The following is a 17,655-nucleotide window of genomic DNA, read 5'->3' as shown; positions in this document are numbered from 1 at the left end:
ACATGGACATCAAACACCATCTAAGCCAGTAATGAATCAACAACCACTCACCTCGCAATGTGGTTTTTTAGCCTGGAATTAAAACAGGGATGTTTGGAGTGACATGCATGGAATTAACCCATAGCGAGCTGCCGACTACGATTAGGACGAAGATTTACCTGAAAGATAAACCTTTAATCTATTTGATGGGTGTGATGCACCTCGGTGCAGTAGGTTTGACCGGTTACTTTATGTACGAGGACACATCACTTTTCTTTATGATAGGTCTTATGCTTTTGATCGGCCTATTTCTTTTCAGTATCTGGTATCCCGATTTCAGAATCCGCAACAATGTTATTGAGATCACTCCACAATTTCTGAGAATTGAGGATTGTGAATTCAACGAGATTCCATGGTCAGATATTTCTCATCTGGAAGTAGTTGATCACTTCAGCACGCGCCTTGGTCGCTTTGTGCATCTTATTATCTACGCGAAAAACAACGATGAGTACACTTGTGCGAGACGGGGGCGTTTCTTCAGCCGGCAACGGGCTGATGGCGGTATATTCGCCACAGACCTCTATAATTACGCCGAGGACCACGAGACGATCCTGAAGGGTTTGTCTGAAGCTTTGGAAAGTAGTCGGTTGGTAATCTGGCCGGAATGATCTTCATGCTTTAACCGAGAGTGCGCCCTGGAATCCTGCCAGCATGTGCATTGCACAGATGCTGAAAGGCCTTCCTGACGTTTTTAAAACGCTGAATCCAGTGGACATCCTGCTCTGACATGGAGTCATACCCAGTGATTTACTTTAATAGAAACGATAACATGGCCGGGAATTCAATGTGGCAAAACTCCCCCCAACCAAGAGGCACCAATGACCTGGTACGCCCTCCAACACAAGCCCGCCCAGGGAGACCGTGCCCTGGCACACCTGCAAAATCAGGACATCGCCTGTTTCTACCCCAAAATCACCGTAGAAAAAATCAAAGCCGGTAAACGAACCAAAAAGCTCGAACCGCTGTTCCCAGGCTATCTCTTCATCAACCTGGAGCAAACCGACCCTATGTGGTCCAAACTACGGTCCACCCGAGGTGTCATACGCGTTGTGAGCTTCGCCAACAAGCCTGCGGCCATCTCAGATGACGTCATCCAACATATCAAAGACAGCCTGCACACCGTAGCGGAGCAGGGCGGCATTAAGTCTGGCCAGTCAGTAGAGCTGGAAGAAGGCCCCTTCAAAGGAATCAGTGCTATCTTCCAGACCTATGATGGGGAAGAGCGCGCCATTGTACTGATCAATTTTATGCAGAAGCAGCAGCGGGTCAGGGTGCCGGTCTCTGCGATAAAGAAATAGCGAGCCAATCCGTCCAGGCGAGTTTCACTGCCTCCCTTGGAACCAATGTTGCGCAGTCGTCGTGGAATGTCGCAACGGATACTTTTCAGGTAAAATTGCGCGACTTATGCACAGAATCATTTTGGCGCTGGTGCGCTGAACCCTGATTGGTGGAGCGTTATCGCGCTTGCACTCAGGTAAGGCCAGTGGGGTCAGGCAGTTTTATGCTACTTGTAGGGACGTAATTAACCAGTGTTCTCAAAGCTAAAGGGTAATACATTTCTTGCAGGTTCAGCGGTTTATCTGATCTCCAATATTCTGAATGCAGCGATACCTTTCGCTTTGCTCCCCGTACTAACGCGTTATCTCAGCCCGGAAGAGTATGGTCAAGTTGCCATGTTCCAGGCCTTGCTCGGCGCATTGACTGCGTTCATAGGTCTAAGTCTCCACGGTGCTGCGGGCCGAAAATTCTACGATGGAAACCTGACAGAAAACGACCTGAAGGAATTTATTGGCTCTTGCCTTCAAATTCTGCTTGCAACAACACTGATCACCTATAGTGCTCTTTTCCTGTTTAGCGGCGAATTTTCGGATTGGTTAGGCATAGAGTCGAAATGGGTGCTGTTGGCTGCGATGGCAACCGCTGCGACAATAGTTGCTCAAATTCGCCTTGGGCAATGGCAGGTAAGGAAAAAAGCGAAATTGTACGGGACCCTGCAGGTATCGAGGAGTCTTCTCAACCTGGGGCTTTCCCTTCTCCTGGTTGTTGTCTTCTTGAAGGGGGCAGACGGCCGTATTGTTGCTCAGATTGTTGCGGCCGGGGGCTTTGCGCTGCTTGCATTATGGCTTTTAAAAAGGGACGGTCTGCTCAAGTTTTTTGTCTGGCGCCCTGACTATATTCGAGAAGCTCTTCGGTTTGGTGTGCCTCTCATACCTCACGTTGGCGGGCTATTTTTATTAACCACCGTAGATCGTTTCGTGATCAATTCTGAATTGGGGTTAGCTGATGCAGGTATCTACATGGTCGCTGTGCAATTTGGAATGGCGGTGTCATTGGTGTTTGATGCCATAAATAAGGCCTATGTCCCCTGGCTTTTTGAACGTCTAAAGAGTGATATCGAAACTGAGAAGCGACAAATCGTGCGATTCACATATGGGTGGTTTGCCGTTATTCTTTCAGGTTCTGGAATTGGATTCATTATTGGCCCCTGGTTGATAACATTGGTAGCCGGAGAGACGTACGCAAGGGCTGGCGATGTAGTCGGGTGGATTATATTGGGGCATGTCTTTAATGGTATGTACCTGATGGTTACCAATTACATTTTTTTCTCCAAACGTACTGGCCTGCTTTCTCTCGTAACCATTTTCTCTGGATTTCTGAATTTATTTCTTCTGCTGTTACTGATTAAAAATTTCGGCCTACAGGGTGCGGCCTACGCTTTCAGCGCCGCTATGGCTATTCGATTCTTTCTTACATGGGGTGTCGCGCAGAAAAGACACGCCATGCCTTGGTTTACCTTCAAATACCAGAGTTAGATCATGCTTAAAAATTCTACGATACTAGTTACCGGTGGCACAGGCTCCTTTGGCCACAAATTCATACCCATGACTCTGGAGAAGTACAACCCTAAAAAAATTATTGTTTTTTCCCGGGATGAAATGAAGCAGTGGGAAATGGCCAAGCTTTTCCAGGGTGATGATCGGTTGCGTTTCTTCATCGGCGATGTTCGCGATCGTGAGCGTTTGTACCGCGCTCTGGATGGTGTGGATTATGTCGTTCACGCAGCAGCCACCAAGATTGTACCCACCGCCGAATACAATCCGTTTGAGTGCATCAAAACCAATATCAATGGCGCCATGAACCTTATAGACGCTTGCATTGATAAAGCTGTTAAAGGCGTGGTTGCGTTGTCTACCGACAAAGCCAGTAGCCCCATTAACCTCTATGGCGCCACCAAGCTGGCGTCAGACAAGTTGTTCGTAGCAGGTAATTCATATGCCGGTGGCCACGAAACCAAATTCTCTGTAGTGCGCTACGGCAACGTTATGGGTTCCCGTGGATCAGTCATTCCGTTTTTTATGTCTATAAAAGACAAAGGTGTGCTACCAATCACCGATCCCCGCATGACGCGCTTTATGATTTCGCTGGAACAGGGGGTCGAACTGGTATGGCATGCGTTTGAAGACATGGTAGGCGGTGAAATCTACGTGAAAAAGATTCCTTCCATGAAAGTGACCGATCTTGCCCGCGTAGTCGCTCCGGAGGCGGAACTGGACATTGTAGGCATTCGCCCGGGCGAAAAACTCCACGAACAGATGATCGGTGCTGAAGACTCCTATTTCACCTATGAGTACCCGGAACACTTCAAAATCCTGCCGAACATCAATAACTGGGGCAACAGTAAGGAGCGAATCAAAGACGGTAAGCTCGTGCCCGAAGGCTTTATCTACTCCAGTGACAACAATAAAGAGTGGATGGCGGATCAAGAGCTTCAGGCCTGGATTGATCGTCACAACAACGAAATCGGGAAGATCTGATCATGATTCCCTATGGCAAACAGGACATCAGTCAGGCGGATGTTGATGCGGTGCTTGAGGTACTGAAGTCAGATTTCCTGACCCAGGGGCCGAAAGTGCCTGAGTTCGAGGCCAAAGTAGCCGGTCATGTGGGTGCAAAACATGCCCTCGCGGTGAACAGTGCCACCTCAGCGCTGCATATTGCCTGCCTGGCCCTGGGGCTTGGTGAAGGTGACTGGCTGTGGACCACGCCTGTCACCTTCGTCGCCTCTGCCAACTGCGGCTTGTATTGCGGTGCCAAAGTGGATTTTGTCGATATCGATCCAAGAACCTACAACCTGTGCCCGAAAGCGCTGGCGGCCAAGCTGGAAGAGGCTGAGCAGGAGGGCCGACTTCCCAAGGTGGTGGTGACCGTACACCTGTGCGGCCAGCCCTGCGATATGGAGGCGATTAATAAGCTGGCTCAGCGATATGGTTTCCGAACTATCGAGGACGCCTCCCACGGCATCGGCGGCAAATATCAGGGCGAATTTATCGGTAACGGGCGTTATAGCGACATCACTGTGTTCAGCTTTCACCCGGTAAAAATCGTAACCACAGCAGAAGGCGGTATGGCTGTAACGAACGATGACCAGTTGGCGGCAAAAATGAATCTGCTGCGTAGCCATGGAATCACCCGAGACCCGGCATTGATGACCCATGAGCCCGATGGCCCTTGGTACTACCAGCAAGTGGATCTTGGCTACAATTTCCGGATGACAGAATTGCAAGCCGCGCTGGGTGTAAGTCAGATGCAGCGTTTGGACGATTTCGTCGCGCGGCGACATAAGCTGGCCAAACGTTATGATCAACAGCTGGCGGGCTTACCCCTGACGCTGCCTTGGCAGCATCCCGACAGTTACAGTGGCTTGCACCTGTATGTGATCCGCCTGCAATTGGAGAAAACCACCTTCAGTCATCGGAAAGTCTTCGAGTTGCTGAGAGAGGAGGGTGTTGGCGTAAACCTGCATTACATTCCCGTGCACACGCAGCCTTATTACCAGCAGATGGGTTTTGAAGAGAACGATTTTCCGCAATCCATGGCCTATTACCGGGAAGCCATCAGCCTGCCAATGTTTTATGGCCTAACAGAACAGAAACAGGATAAAGTGGTAGCGGTGCTCAACGAAATTCTGGATGAACGAACATGATCACTCCTAATCGAGTGGCCATCATTCCCGCCAGGGGCGGCAGCAAACGAATCCCCCGCAAAAACGTCCGTGATTTCTGCAGCAAGCCAATGATTGCCTGGTCCATTGACGCAGCGTGGGCAAGTGGGTGTTTCGACAGAATCATCGTATCTACCGATGACCCCGAAATTGCCGAAGTGGCAATAGAGTACGGGGCTGAAGTGCCTTTTATTCGACCGCCGGAACTTTCAGATGACTACGCCGGAACCATACCGGTAATTCGACACGCTGTGAACTGGATCCAACAAAATGGCGAGCCAGTGGATTACGCCTGTTGTATCTATGCGACTGCACCGTTTATCTCTCCGGAAGATCTTCAGCGAGGTTGGGAGCTGATTCAGCAGAAGGCCGCCAGTTACGTTTTTGCGGTAACGAATTATGCGTTTCCGATTCAGCGCGCACTCCGGATTACAGACAGTGGCCGTGTAGCCATGTTCAATCCGGAGCACTTCAATACCCGCTCTCAGGACCTGGAAGAAGCGTGGCACGATGCAGGGCAGTTCTATTGGGGATCTGCGGAGGCTTGGCTGAAGGAAATGCCTGTCTTTAGTGAAAGAGCTATGGCAGTCAAGCTTCCGCGTAGCCGCGTTCAGGATATTGATACGCCTGAGGATTGGACCTACGCCGAGTTGATGTTCCGGGTAATGGAAAGGGTAAAGGATAGGCAATGAATTTTGTGTTTCGAACCGATGCATCGATAAGTATTGGTACCGGTCATGTGATGCGATGTCTCACCTTGGCACAGGAACTCAGGCGCCAGGGCCATCAATGCCGGTTTATCTGTCGCGATCATTCGGGGCACCTCGGCGATTTGATAGTAGATAAAGGTTTTTATATTGACTTGCTTTCCGCGCCGGCCGACGAAGTAGAAAACCCTGCGCATGCCAGCAAAAAGACGTTTCATGCAGCCTGGCTTGGAGTGGGTTGGCAATTGGACGCTGAGCAAACCCTGGAGGCAATTGACTCGGTAGAAGTAGATTGGTTGGTAGTTGACCACTATTCGTTGGATTCACGTTGGGAGTTGAAAGTTAGGGGGGCTGGGTGCCGCGTTATGGTTGTGGATGACTTGGCTGATAGGCCTCACCACGCCGATCTGCTTCTTGACCAGAATATATTGGGTCCTGAAAGCGAATCGCCTTACAAAAGTCTGGTAAATGCAGAATGCGTCCTTCTCCTTGGCCCGCGTTACGCTATGCTTGGGCATGAATACAGCCTGCTTTCACGCGCTCTTCCCTATCGCGACAATAAAGTTCTCCGTGTCCTGATTTTTGTAGGAGGTAGCGACCCTCACCATTTGACCGAAAGTTATTTGCAGGCTGTCGCCACTCCGGAATTCCAGCATCTCCAGGTGAATGTTGTACTGGGAAAAAACCATCCTGCACCCGAGGCAGTGGAAGAAATCGCACGAAGCAGAAAAGGCACAGCGCTGTTCTCAGGCCTGCCAAGCCTTGCGGCACAAATGATACGTTGCGACCTGATGCTTGGGGGAGGGGGCGCTACAAACTGGGAGCGTATGTGCCTTGGCCTCACTACTATTGTTGTTAGCGTGGCCCATAACCAATATGAAACATGTCAGCAATTGGCGAAGCATGGCTTGATTAATTTCGTTGGTGTTGCCGAGGAAATAAGCATTGAAGATATTCAAAGAACACTGAGAGGTATACTCGGGGATTCCCCCCGCCGGGTTAAACAGATGGAAATGATGCGGAACGTCGTCGATGGATATGGTACTGAACGTATTGTTAAACGATTAATATAAGGACCTGATTGTGAAACTCCGGCCAATGATAGAAGACGATTTGCTGAAAGTCCTGGAGTGGCGAAATGCGCCCGAAGTGCGGCGGAATATGTACTCCTCTCATGAGATTACAGAAAATGAGCATTTTCAGTGGTTCAAAAAAATCGAAAACGATAAAACAACCGTTTGGCTGATTTTCTCGAATGAGAAAGATGAGGAATGTGGAGTCGTTTATTTTACGAATTATTCACCTGATGGCGGGAACGTATTCTGGGGCTTTTACGCCGCACCGGATGCTGCCAGGGGAGTAGGCACCAAGATGGAGTACGCGGCGCTAGAGTATGCGTTTTCAGAGCTTAGGGTTCATAAGCTCAATTGTGAGGTGCTTAGTTCGAACTCTGCGGTAATAAATCTCCACAAAAAATGCGGTTTTGAGCAAGAGGGATGTTTTCGAGACTTCCATCTCACTGGATCCAGCTATGAAGACGTAGTCAGGCTCGGCATACTGGAAAATGAGTGGCGTGATATGAGTGACACGGTTCTGGAGAGAATTACCGCTCGCATGAGCCCATGATAAAGATTGACCTTGTGGTTTTGTCATTGGCGGATTCAGTGTTTACTAATTTTTGATTTACTTCGGACAGTACGCTAAGTGTGAAAAAATATATCATGGCCACATCCAAGCCCTGGCATAAGCCTATGGCTGATAGTTTCTTCGGGGGGCCCACTGGTTTCCTTTGGGCGAACACGCCAGAGCAACTCACAGATATCGTTCAGAGCAATAACGGTGACAATATACGCTACATTTTCTTCCTGCACTGGAACTGGCTGGTGCCCGAAGAACTATGGAAAACTTACGAGTGTGTTTGTTTCCATATGACCGATGTACCCTACGGTCGGGGCGGCAGCCCGTTACAGAATCTTATTGTACGTGGTCACAAAGACACCAAATTGACCGCACTGAAAATGACAAGCGAGATGGATGCAGGGCCGGTGTATACCAAACGTGAGCTTTCTCTTGGAGGCACAGCGGAAGAGATCTATAGCAGGGCAGGAGAACTGAGCTTTCAAATCGTTCAGTGGATGATGGATAACGAGCCACAGCCAACTCCACAGCAAGGTGATCCGGTGATATTTAAAAGGCGCAAGCCTGAGCAGAGTGTTCTACCCGAAAAAGCAAGTCTCTCAGAGCTGTATGATCATATCAGAATGCTGGACGCGCCGACTTATCCCCATGCCTTTATTGAACATGGCGAGTTTATAATCGAATTTTCCGGCGCTGACGTTCAAGGTGAAGAACTGACAGCATGTGTGCGAATCAGGAAAAAAGCAGAGCGGAGGTAAGCATGAAAGACGTAACTATCGATGGGCGCAAGATTGGCCCTGACCATCCTCCCTACATCATTGCGGAATTGTCTGCCAATCATAACGGTTCGCTGGAGCGGGCACTCAAGACCATAGATGAGGCGAAGCAATGTGGTGCGTCTGCGATTAAGCTGCAAACGTACACGGCAGACACCATGACTATTGACAGTGACCGTCCTGAGTTTCTGATTAAAGGTGGGCCCTGGGATGGCTATAAGTTATATGATCTCTATAAATGGGCGGAAACGCCTTACGAATGGCACAAGGCCATGTTCGATCATGCCCGAGAGATTGGCATTACCGTGTTTTCAACGCCATTTGATGAAACCGCTGTCGATTTGTTGGAGGAGCTGAATACGCCAGCCTATAAGATTGCATCGTTCGAGCTGACCGACCTGCCACTTATAGAATATGTCGCCAAAACCGGAAAACCAATGATCATGTCCACCGGGATGGCCAGCGAAGAGGAGATCGAAGAAGCTGTCGCTACCGCGAGAACTGCCGGCTGCAGGGAACTGGTTCTGCTCCATTGCGTAAGTAGTTACCCGGCACCAATGGATCAGGCTAACGTTGCTCAGGTAAGAGAACTGGGGAAACGATTTGACGCAGTGGCTGGATTGTCTGACCACACGCTGGGCACCGTGGCATCGGTAGCTGCCGTTTCGCTGGGCGCCTGTTTGATCGAAAAACACTTCATTTTGAGTAGGGAAGAGGGTGGTCCCGATAGCGGTTTCTCGATTGAGCCCGATGAACTGAAGCGTTTGTGCACGGAAACTCGTGATGCCTGGTCAGCTGTTGGTAAACCAGGTTATGCGCTTCAGCTGGCGGAGGAATCTAACCGGATCTTCCGCCGTTCAATCTACTTTATGCGAGATATGAAGGCTGGCGAAACCGTCAAGGAACAAGACGTTCGGCGAATTCGTCCCGGTGTTGGCATAGAACCAAAACACTTCAAGGCTCTAATCGGAAGAACGTTAAAGACAGACGTACCTCGAGGCACGCCAACAAGCTGGGAGCAGTTTGATGGGTAAAATCGTCCTGGTCGTAGCTGCCCACACAGATGACGAAGCGCTGGGTTGCGGCGGAACCATCGCCAGACACGTGGCCCAGGGAGATACGGTTTACGCCGTATTCCTGGCCGACGGTGTAACCTCCCGCCCGGATGCAAGCCCAGAAGAACTGGCAGAAAGAAATGAAGCCGCTACCAAGGCGCACCAGATACTTGGGATAAAAAAGAGTTATATGGTGGGGTTTCCCGACAACCGCATGGACAGTCTGCCATTGTTGGATGTTGTGCAGAAGCTGGAAGCAGTTTTGGCAAAGATCAACCCAAGTATTGTTTATACGCATAATCATACCGACCTGAACATAGATCATCGTATCACTCATCAGGCGGTTATGACTGCCTGCAGACCGGTCCCTGGTGCATCTGTGAAAGAAATCTATGCGTTTGAGGTTTTGTCTGCAACCGAATGGAACACTCCGACGGGGGGAGGATTTATAGCTAATTTGTTTGTAGACATTTCTGAACATCTGGGCACTAAAAGCAGGGCGTTAGAGGCTTATGCTTTTGAAATGAGAAAAACACCACACTCAAGATCCATTGAAAATGCAAAGCGATTAGCAATGTTCCGAGGTAACTGTGTTGGTGTAGAAGCAGCTGAGGCTTTTAATGTAGTACGAATTCTTACGTAGCAGGTTTAATAGTTCAACTTATGAAACCCAATATTCGACCTCTTTCATTATAAAAGGTACATCAATAATTAATCGGTATCGGGGGCGCATCGAGTTGATAAAGTGGTATAAAGATATACAGGCAATACTAGCTACTGAGTCCGAAACCTGGCTAGCCTACTTATACGGACAGCAATTGGAGAACATGCCCCTCCATGCCGAGAATGGATCTAGATTCCGAGGGCCACTACCGAGATTGGTAGCGTATTTCCTCTTTTTGCTTAAGCACTTGGCAATAAGGCAACCAGCAGGAATTAAGGATGACTCTAACTATGTCGTATTCGTGGGCTCAATAAATCAGATGACTTCTGTGGCAGAAACTGTTGATGCTCTCAGGGCAAAAGGGGGGCATGTTACCGAAATAGCCCACCGAAAGGTATTGAATACCACTGAGCGTAAGCAACGATATATTCCATTTACATTCTCAATTCTGGACGTTTTCAAATCGCTGATCCTGATCTTCCGTAATGGATCCTCTCTGTATAAAGAGATCAGAGAAAAGCACCCGGCTGCAATAGACTTCTATCTCGATAATTTTTTTGGAGTATACACTTACCTTATTTATTTTCATCGGGTATTACATCAAATAAATCCGGATTTCGTGATTACCGCCAATGACCACAACTCATCCAATCGTTCATTGTTGGCTGTTGCCCATTACCTGCGGATAAAAACCGTTTACTTGCAGCACGCATCTGTAAGCACTCTTTTCCCCGCATTGAGGGTAGATTATGCGTTTCTGGACGGGCAGAGTGCCTGGGACACTTACAAGCAGTGTGAGCCGAACCAGCCAGTAAGTGGCAGGAATGTTCCAGATACACAGGTTATTCTCAGCGGGCAAAAAAAGCACCTGAGAGTAAACGAATCTATGACAGACGTTGTAGGTGTGGCTCTTAATGCGCTTGACGATGCGGATGCTGCGATAGAATTTGTGGAAGGCTTGGCTGCTAATGGCAGAAAAGTCTGTGTTCGGTGGCATCCCGGCCAGCCTGAAAGGCAGATCAGGCGATATCGAGCCGCTTTTGCGTACAATAAGATGGTGGAGCTGAGTGATCCGAAGAAAGAACCTGTTTCAGATTTCTTTTTGCGTATTGGTTATGTGGTCGCGGGCAATAGCAGTATTCACCTGGAGGCCGCTCTCGCCGGAATACTTCCGATCTACTATGAGCTGACACCAGCGGACATTCCGGATTATTACGGTTATGTGAAACACGGTCTGTCCAGATTTGCAAAGACTTTGGACGAGGTCAGCAGGCTTATCGAGGCCAGTGAGGGCCACCATAAGCCGGATGTCGAAGCTGTACGTTATTACAGTTCCACTTACCTTACGGATTGGGATGGTAGAGAGGGCGAGCTGGTGGCTGAGTGCTTGCAGCGACTGGCAAATGGACAGGAGCTGCCAGTTGGCATGAGTGGATTAGGGAAATCATTTGATGGTTCTCCAACGGGAGCGCTAACGTAGGTATCTTCAATTACTGAGAAGGCCCCGTCCATGCCCACTCATCCCAAACCCCAAAAAAGGAACCCTCCATCCCTTCTTTTCGTCTCCTAACCCGTCATAATACGCATTTCCTTTAACAAGACGGCAGATTCAGAATGGTAGAAAGCTCACAAGGGTTGCGATCCCAATACGACGACGAAATCAGCCTGGTAGACCTGGCCACCACCTTCCTCAAGCGCCGGCGGGTGTTCTACGCCGTTTTTCTGCTTGTCACCCTTGCCGGTGTGGCCTATGCACTTTTGACGCCAGCAAAATACGAATACGTCACCCTCGTGAAACTGGCTGAAAAGTCGGGCGGCAAATACATCGAAGAGCCTGCCACCGTCATCGCCGAGCTGGACAGCCTCTGGGTACCAGACCTACAAGCCACATACCGCGCACAACACGACCGCAACCTGCCTTTCAGGATAACGGCAAGCAATCCTGAAAATACCGGCCTGGTTCGAATCGTCTCAGAGGCAAACCCCGCCGGCGAAGAGCTTATCGAGAAAACTCATCGCCAACTGATCGAACGGTTAATTACTGACCAGGAGCAGGCACTGACCAGGCTACGTAAGAGCCTGGAGCGACAGATAGAATCCCTGGATACCACCATCGACATGCTCGAAGGCGGACAGGAGACAGGTGATGCCATCGCCTCAGCAGTAGAAAAACAACTGTCACTGGAAACAGATCTGGAATCACTGGCGCCAGCAGAAGCGCTTGTCGTCAGCAGGAGCAACGGCGAAAACACCGGCCCGTCCAGAAGCCTGATCGTGGTTCTCGCCGCCATGCTCGGATTGATGGGCGGTGTCTTCCTTGCGTTTTTCGCCGAGTTTATTGGTTTGGTGCGGGAAAAAGCGTCCGAACAATGACCAACCTGACCGGTCACACAGTAGGTCGGATTAGCAAAGCGTAATCCGACAAAAAGCCGCCCCAAAGCTCCCAATATCGGTGCAGTTACCATGCTTTGACAAGACTTAACACAATAGCCGGCTCAAACACTCAGGTCTGTAGTTTTGCGACTTGTGCGTCATATTGGATGCCGTAGAATCTGCGTCCTCTTGAACCAGACGCCCCATTAACCGACAGGGATACCGTTGGGATTACGTTGTTCCCTCCTTTTATTCGTTGTTCCCTGTCCATGCAGTAAACAGTACAGTTGTATGACCTCAAAACACTGGACCCTGGTCGGTGGGGCGGTAGCGTGCCTGATCACCTCCGCGCATTCTTCAATAGCCACCGCCGCTCCCTGGCTGGAACCCGGTGATATCCGAGCCCGCTTTGCCCTGCAGAAGCTGGCAGACAGGGGCCACCTGAACCGCACCACGTCCACCTGGCCGGTGATGATGGGCACCGTCCACAACGGCCTGAACCGGGATGCCGGAAGCGACGCAGCGGCCATTGGCGGCCCGCTGGCTTACCTGAAGTTCGAGATGGACGAGCAGGGCGCACAGGGTTGGCGAGCGGAATACGAACTGGGTGCAACCAGCGAACCGGCCTTCGTACGAGGCTTCCAGGCCGGCCCCCGTGAAAACGGTGAAACAAGCCTTAACCTGCAATGGCAAGGCGAATCCTGGGCTTTTGGCCTGAAACCGGCCTTCGCTGCCAACCCGGAAGACGACGAATCCATACGCCTTGGCGGCTCTTATCTGGCCGCTACCGCTGGTAACTGGGTATTCGGCGCTGGCGCCATCGACCGCTGGTGGGGCCCGGGCTGGCAAAGCAGCCTGATCCTGTCCAACAATGCCCGCCCTATGCCAGCTGTCTGGCTGAATCGTAAAGACGCCAGTGCACCGGAATCGGACTGGCTGCAGTGGATCGGCCCCTGGCAATTCACCGTATTCGCCGGCCAACTGGAAGACGAGCGTGCCGTGCCAGAGGCGAAAATGATTGGCATGCGCCTGACTGTAAGGCCTGTTGAAGGCCTGGACATCGGCTTCTCCCGGGCCATCATGCTCGGTGGCGAGGGCCGGCCGGAAGACGCCTCCACATTCTGGAACGCCTTCATCGGCCGGGACAACGGCCAACTGGAAGAAAACGACCCCGGCAACCAGTTGGCCAGTATCGATGCCCGCTACGGCTTCGGCATCGGCGACCAGACCATGGGGGTGTACGCACAGATGATGGGTGAAGACGAAGCCGGCGCCTTCCCGGCCCGAAAATCCTGGCTTCTGGGTGCTGACTGGACCACCCAGTTGCTCAGCAGCGACCAGCAGTGGTTCGTCGAATACAGCAATACCCTGGCCGATGACTTCCTCGGCAACGCCATGCCCAATATCACTTACGACCACTCCCGTTATCGCAGTGGCTATCGTTACAAGGGCCGTAACATGGCCTCCACCTTTGATGGCGACGCGGAAACCGTGACTTTGGGTTTGTTCAACTTCTTCCCGGATGGCCGAAACCTGTCTGCCTCCCTGGGTTACCTGGATCTCAATAAAGACGGTGGTAATCGCACTGTCATCACAGACCGCGATATTTTCTACAACGTACCGGAAGGCGCCCAGAAAGCAGCGCTGCTATCCGTGGGTTATGGCACACAGTTTCTCAACGGCTGGCTGGACCTCACGGCCCAGGCTGCCGACAGAAAGATAGAATTCTTCGGCGGCGAGAAAGACCAGTGGTCTCTCGGCGCTGCCTGGCATTATCGTTTCTAAAACCGGATTTAACCAAGTGACCCTGACTAAACGACTTCTGACGGTGTTGGCCCTGGTATTGCCAGTAACCACTGCTGCGCAATCCATAAGCCAGTCCCAGATTGAACAGTTCAGAAGCATGCCCCGGGCCCAGCAGGAAGCCCTGGCCAATCAGTACGGGGTGGACCTGGATGCCATCACAAGCTCAGTTGGCCAGCAGAACCAGCGCCCACGGAATGTGAACGTGGTTGAACCCGTTGATGCCATCTCGGATGAAGAGCGGGAGCGGGCCAGGGAAGAGTGGGAAAGCGACGAAGAGCAGGATCAAACATACGGCGGCCTGAAACCCTTCGGGTACGACCTGTTTGCCGGCAGCCCCACAACCTTTGCACCGGTCACCGAAATACCCATCCCCAACGACTACACCCTGGGTCCCGGTGACGTGCTGCGGGTACAACTCTGGGGCAAGGAAAACCAGCAACTGGCACTGCCCGTCTCCCGGGACGGCACCATCAGCTTTCCCCAGTCAGGTCCCCTGACCGTCGCCGGTCTCAGCTTCGACCAGGCCAGGGATCAAATCAAAAAGCGGGTCTCCGAACAATACATAGGCGTACAAGCCAGTGTCAGCCTGGGTGAACTGCGTAGCATGCGGGTGTTTGTGCTGGGGGAGGCGAGAAACGCAGGTTCCTACACCGTCAGCTCGCTCTCTACTATTACCAATGCCCTCTATGTATCCGGCGGCATCCAACGTACCGGCTCCCTGCGTAAGATCCAGCACAAGCGGGACGGCAAGCTGATCGGCGAACTGGACCTGTACGACCTGTTGCTGGCAGGCGACACCTCTGACGACAACCGCCTGCAACCCGGCGACGTTATCTTCATCCCGCCAGTCGGTGACCGCGTAGGCATAGACGGCGAAGTTTACCGCCCCGCGCTCTACGAGCTGAAAAACACCACCAACCTGCAGGAACTGGTGAACCTCGCCGGCGGCCTGACGCCACAGGCCTATCCGCAACTGGTACGCATCGAACGCAACAACGACGACTTCCTGCGCATCATCGCCGAAGCCAATCTCACTACCCGGAAAGGCAGGCATGCGAAGGTCAGGCCGGGGGACCACATAGAAGTCGCCTCCATCTCCGACATCACCGGCCAGTATGTGGAAGTGAAAGGCGCGGCTACCCGCCCGGGCCGCTATGCCTGGGTGCCGGGCATGCGAGTGAGCTCGGTTATTCGCTCCCTGGATAATGACCTGCTGCAGGAAGCGGATAAGCGTTACGCCGCCATCGTGCGAACCGATCCGGAGACCGACACCGTATCCGTCATCAACCTACGCCTGCGGCAAGCCCTGAACAACCCGGGTGGTGAGAATGACATTCGCCTGCAGGAGAAAGACCAGTTCCTGATCTTTGCAGACGAAGGAAAGGTTAGCGCCAAAAACAGCGACCTGAACGACAGCAAGCGGCAGGATGCCCCTCGCATTATGGAGGTAGAGGAGGACGAGGTCGCTGAAGAGACCGATTACAGCCGCTTCAGCCGCGAAGCCCTGTTCGCACCCGTACTGCAAAGGCTGAAAGCCCAGGCCAAACCAGGCGCCCCCCAGCAAACCATTCAGGTAACCGGCCCGGTACGTTACCCCGGTGAGTACCCACTACCGGCGTCAAAGCAGGTGGCAGACGCAATCTACGTCGCCGGTGGCCTGATAGACTCAGCCTCACTCCACACCGCCGAATTGGCCCGCTTCGGTGTAGATAGCGATGGCACCGGTGAAACCGACATAAAGAATCTGGATCTTCAAGCCGTTATGAAAGGCCAGGCGACAATCGCGCTCCAAAGCCGGGACCGCCTGTTGATCAAATCCATCCCGGAATTCGCCCAGGCGAAAACCATCGAACTGGCCGGAGAGGTCCGCTACCCTGGCGAGTACACCGTTCGAAATGGCGAAACCCTCCGCGACGTTATCCAACGCGCCGGCGGCCTGACCAACAACGCTTTCCCCGAGGGCGCCGTATTCACCCGTGAAAAGCTCCGCCAACTGGAAGCCCAGCGCCTGAGGGAAGCCGAAGCGCGCCTGCAGGGCGACCTGCTGGGCGTTCAGCTCAAAGGCGATGACATCGGTGGCCAGAATGCACAGCGAACCCAACAAGTGCGGGACCTGCTGGACGACGTGCAGAGCGCCCGCCCGGTCGGCCGCATGGTGATCAACCTGGAAGACGTGGTGAGTGACGACGCCTACCAGGCTATTCGCCTGCAGGACGGAGATCGGCTGACCGTGCCACTCATACCGCAGTCTGTCAGCGTGTTTGGGGAAGTCCAGTTCCCCACCAGCCACCTACATACCGAAGGGCTGACGGTGGACGACTACCTGGAACGCAGTGGCGGCCCCACCCGACAGGCGGATGAAGACAGGGTATATGTGGTGAAAGCGGATGGCTCCGTGATGCTGCCAGAGAAAAGCCGTTGGTTCGGTGGCCGCAGCCAGCAACTGGCGCCGGGTGATACAGTTATCGTGCCCATTGACGTGGACAGGCTGAACCAGCTGGAACTCTGGAGTAACGTAAGCCAGATTGTGTATCAGATGGCGCTGGGCGCAGCCGCAGTGGGGAATTTGCAATGACCCGATACGAACGTTTGCCGGAACCGTATGAGACTGGGCATTACCCGGATGACGAGATTGATCTTCGGGAACTCTTTGCCACCCTATGGTCCGGCAAATGGATAATCATCCTGATCACTGTGCTCTTTGCGGCCGGTGGTGTTGCCTATGCCCTCTACAAACCGGATATCTACCAGGCCAATGCTCTCCTCGCACCGGCAGATGGAGATAGCGGTGGCCGCCTGGGTGGGCAGCTCGGCAGCCTGGCCAGCCTGGCTGGAGTCAATATCGGAAGCGACAGCTCCAGCAAAACCTCGATCGCCAAAGAAGTGCTTCAATCGAGAGTGTTTCTGACGGATTTCATACATCTCCATGAGCTCGAAGTTCCACTCATGGCGACAAAAGCGTGGAATTCCAGGCAAAACCAATGGGTTTACGACCAAGAGATCTACAACCCTGAAACGGGTGAGTGGGGCACCAATCAAGTTGGTGAGAGCTTGCAGCCAACAAACTGGGACCTCGTAAAAAAGTTTAAGCAGAGCCACCTAAGCGTTAGTGAAAATCAAGACAACGGCATGGTTACGGTCAGCATAAAAAGCCTCTCTCCCGTGGCCGCAAAACAGTGGACCGAATGGTTGGTGAAAGACATCAACGAACACATGCGAGCCCAGGACATTGAAGAAGCAGAAGCCAGCATCAGCTATCTGGAGACTAAGCTCAACGAAACCAACATTGCCGGTATGCAGCAAGTGTTCTATCAACTGATAGAAAGCGAAACAAGAACAGTAATGCTGGCCAACGCACAGCGAGAATACGTCTTCAAAACCGTAGACCCGGCTGTGGTTCCTCAGGAAAAAAGCGAACCCAAACGGGCCCTGATCGCCATCATTGCTACAATGCTAGGCGGAATGCTGGGCGTATTCACCGTCTTCGTCCGAGCCTTCATCCGCCCCCCCGTTGGTCGGATAGAGCAAAGCGAAATCCGACACCCCAAGCACGACCGGACTACCCAAGCAACAACCACAAACACCCAATAACGAC

16 protein-coding genes are annotated in these 17,655 nt (G+C 52.1%); all 16 read left to right on the top strand.

Annotation, left to right across the window (positions count from 1 at the left end):
• Positions 1-107: 107 nt before the first annotated feature.
• The 16 genes from FDP08_RS05925 to FDP08_RS05850 all read left to right on the top strand — a co-directional run bounded on the left by FDP08_RS05925 (position 108) and on the right by FDP08_RS05850 (position 17,651).
• The gene (locus tag FDP08_RS05925; protein WP_137435071.1) at positions 108-647 is read left to right on the top strand and encodes a hypothetical protein; all 540 of its coding nucleotides are present in this window, start codon (positions 108-110) and stop codon (positions 645-647) included.
• 210 nt (positions 648-857) lie between these two features.
• Positions 858-1,337, top strand: coding sequence for a transcription/translation regulatory transformer protein RfaH (rfaH, locus tag FDP08_RS05920; protein WP_137435070.1), 480 nt, complete (start codon positions 858-860; stop codon positions 1,335-1,337).
• Between the two features lie 231 nt (positions 1,338-1,568).
• Positions 1,569-2,852, top strand: coding sequence for a lipopolysaccharide biosynthesis protein (locus FDP08_RS05915; RefSeq protein WP_137435069.1), 1,284 nt, complete (start codon positions 1,569-1,571; stop codon positions 2,850-2,852).
• A gap of 3 nt (positions 2,853-2,855) precedes the next feature.
• A complete protein-coding gene (gene pseB, locus FDP08_RS05910; protein ID WP_137435068.1) occupies positions 2,856-3,854 on the top strand; it encodes a UDP-N-acetylglucosamine 4,6-dehydratase (inverting) in 999 nt (332 codons plus the stop codon).
• A gap of 2 nt (positions 3,855-3,856) precedes the next feature.
• Positions 3,857-5,023, top strand: coding sequence for a UDP-4-amino-4,6-dideoxy-N-acetyl-beta-L-altrosamine transaminase (gene pseC / locus FDP08_RS05905; protein WP_137435067.1), 1,167 nt, complete (start codon positions 3,857-3,859; stop codon positions 5,021-5,023).
• On the top strand, positions 5,020-5,733 hold the full coding sequence (pseF, locus tag FDP08_RS05900) for a pseudaminic acid cytidylyltransferase (RefSeq protein WP_137435066.1): 714 nt from the start codon (positions 5,020-5,022) through the stop codon (positions 5,731-5,733). The genes pseC and pseF overlap by 4 nt, the downstream gene beginning before the upstream one ends.
• Entirely contained in the window at positions 5,730-6,821 is a 1,092-nt protein-coding gene (gene pseG / locus FDP08_RS05895; protein WP_137435065.1) for a UDP-2,4-diacetamido-2,4,6-trideoxy-beta-L-altropyranose hydrolase, read from the top strand. The genes pseF and pseG overlap by 4 nt, the downstream gene beginning before the upstream one ends.
• 25 nt (positions 6,822-6,846) lie before the next feature.
• Positions 6,847-7,374: a UDP-4-amino-4,6-dideoxy-N-acetyl-beta-L-altrosamine N-acetyltransferase gene (gene pseH, locus FDP08_RS05890; RefSeq protein ID WP_206077270.1), complete on the top strand. Its 528-nt coding sequence runs from the start codon at positions 6,847-6,849 to the stop codon at positions 7,372-7,374.
• Between the two features lie 80 nt (positions 7,375-7,454).
• Entirely contained in the window at positions 7,455-8,144 is a 690-nt protein-coding gene (locus tag FDP08_RS05885; protein WP_206077269.1) for a formyl transferase, read from the top strand.
• A gap of 2 nt (positions 8,145-8,146) precedes the next feature.
• Positions 8,147-9,196, top strand: a complete 1,050-nt coding sequence (pseI, locus tag FDP08_RS05880) for a pseudaminic acid synthase (protein ID WP_137435063.1) — start codon at positions 8,147-8,149, stop codon at positions 9,194-9,196.
• Positions 9,189-9,860 carry a PIG-L deacetylase family protein gene (locus FDP08_RS05875; protein WP_137435062.1) on the top strand — a complete coding sequence of 224 codons (672 nt, stop codon included), beginning with the start codon at positions 9,189-9,191 and terminating at the stop codon, positions 9,858-9,860. The genes pseI and FDP08_RS05875 overlap by 8 nt, the downstream gene beginning before the upstream one ends.
• Before the next feature lie 349 nt (positions 9,861-10,209).
• On the top strand, positions 10,210-11,361 hold the full coding sequence (locus tag FDP08_RS05870) for a hypothetical protein (RefSeq protein WP_137435061.1): 1,152 nt from the start codon (positions 10,210-10,212) through the stop codon (positions 11,359-11,361).
• A 134-nt stretch (positions 11,362-11,495) separates the two neighbouring features.
• Complete coding sequence (locus FDP08_RS05865; RefSeq protein ID WP_137435060.1) at positions 11,496-12,254, top strand: Wzz/FepE/Etk N-terminal domain-containing protein; 759 nt, start codon at positions 11,496-11,498, stop codon at positions 12,252-12,254.
• Positions 12,255-12,545: 291 nt separating this feature from the next.
• Positions 12,546-14,039: a capsule assembly Wzi family protein gene (locus FDP08_RS05860; RefSeq protein WP_137435059.1), complete on the top strand. Its 1,494-nt coding sequence runs from the start codon at positions 12,546-12,548 to the stop codon at positions 14,037-14,039.
• 16 nt (positions 14,040-14,055) lie between these two features.
• On the top strand, positions 14,056-16,635 hold the full coding sequence (locus FDP08_RS05855) for an SLBB domain-containing protein (protein WP_137435058.1): 2,580 nt from the start codon (positions 14,056-14,058) through the stop codon (positions 16,633-16,635).
• Entirely contained in the window at positions 16,632-17,651 is a 1,020-nt protein-coding gene (locus FDP08_RS05850) for a Wzz/FepE/Etk N-terminal domain-containing protein (RefSeq protein WP_137435057.1), read from the top strand. The genes FDP08_RS05855 and FDP08_RS05850 overlap by 4 nt, the downstream gene beginning before the upstream one ends.
• Positions 17,652-17,655: the final 4 nt, after the last annotated feature.

Source organism: Marinobacter panjinensis, assembly GCF_005298175.1.
Taxonomy (GTDB): Bacteria; Pseudomonadota; Gammaproteobacteria; order Pseudomonadales; family Oleiphilaceae; genus Marinobacter; species Marinobacter panjinensis.
The sequence above is the reverse complement of the archived record's forward strand: the minus strand, read 5'-3'. Positions and strand labels throughout refer to the sequence as shown.

Bases quoted from the DNA above. Each gene is read 5' to 3' on its own strand.
- FDP08_RS05925 (WP_137435071.1), top strand. From the start codon at position 108: ATGGAATTAACCCATAGCGAGCTGCCGACTACGATTAGGACGAAGATT.
- rfaH (WP_137435070.1), top strand. From the start codon at position 858: ATGACCTGGTACGCCCTCCAACACAAGCCCGCCCAGGGAGACCGTGCC.
- pseB (WP_137435068.1), top strand. From the start codon at position 2,856: ATGCTTAAAAATTCTACGATACTAGTTACCGGTGGCACAGGCTCCTTT.
- pseC (WP_137435067.1), top strand. From the start codon at position 3,857: ATGATTCCCTATGGCAAACAGGACATCAGTCAGGCGGATGTTGATGCG.
- pseF (WP_137435066.1), top strand. From the start codon at position 5,020: ATGATCACTCCTAATCGAGTGGCCATCATTCCCGCCAGGGGCGGCAGC.
- pseG (WP_137435065.1), top strand. From the start codon at position 5,730: ATGAATTTTGTGTTTCGAACCGATGCATCGATAAGTATTGGTACCGGT.
- pseH (WP_206077270.1), top strand. From the start codon at position 6,847: ATGATAGAAGACGATTTGCTGAAAGTCCTGGAGTGGCGAAATGCGCCC.
- pseI (WP_137435063.1), top strand. From the start codon at position 8,147: ATGAAAGACGTAACTATCGATGGGCGCAAGATTGGCCCTGACCATCCT.
- FDP08_RS05875 (WP_137435062.1), top strand. From the start codon at position 9,189: ATGGGTAAAATCGTCCTGGTCGTAGCTGCCCACACAGATGACGAAGCG.
- FDP08_RS05865 (WP_137435060.1), top strand. From the start codon at position 11,496: ATGGTAGAAAGCTCACAAGGGTTGCGATCCCAATACGACGACGAAATC.
- FDP08_RS05860 (WP_137435059.1), top strand. From the start codon at position 12,546: ATGACCTCAAAACACTGGACCCTGGTCGGTGGGGCGGTAGCGTGCCTG.
- FDP08_RS05850 (WP_137435057.1), top strand. From the start codon at position 16,632: ATGACCCGATACGAACGTTTGCCGGAACCGTATGAGACTGGGCATTAC.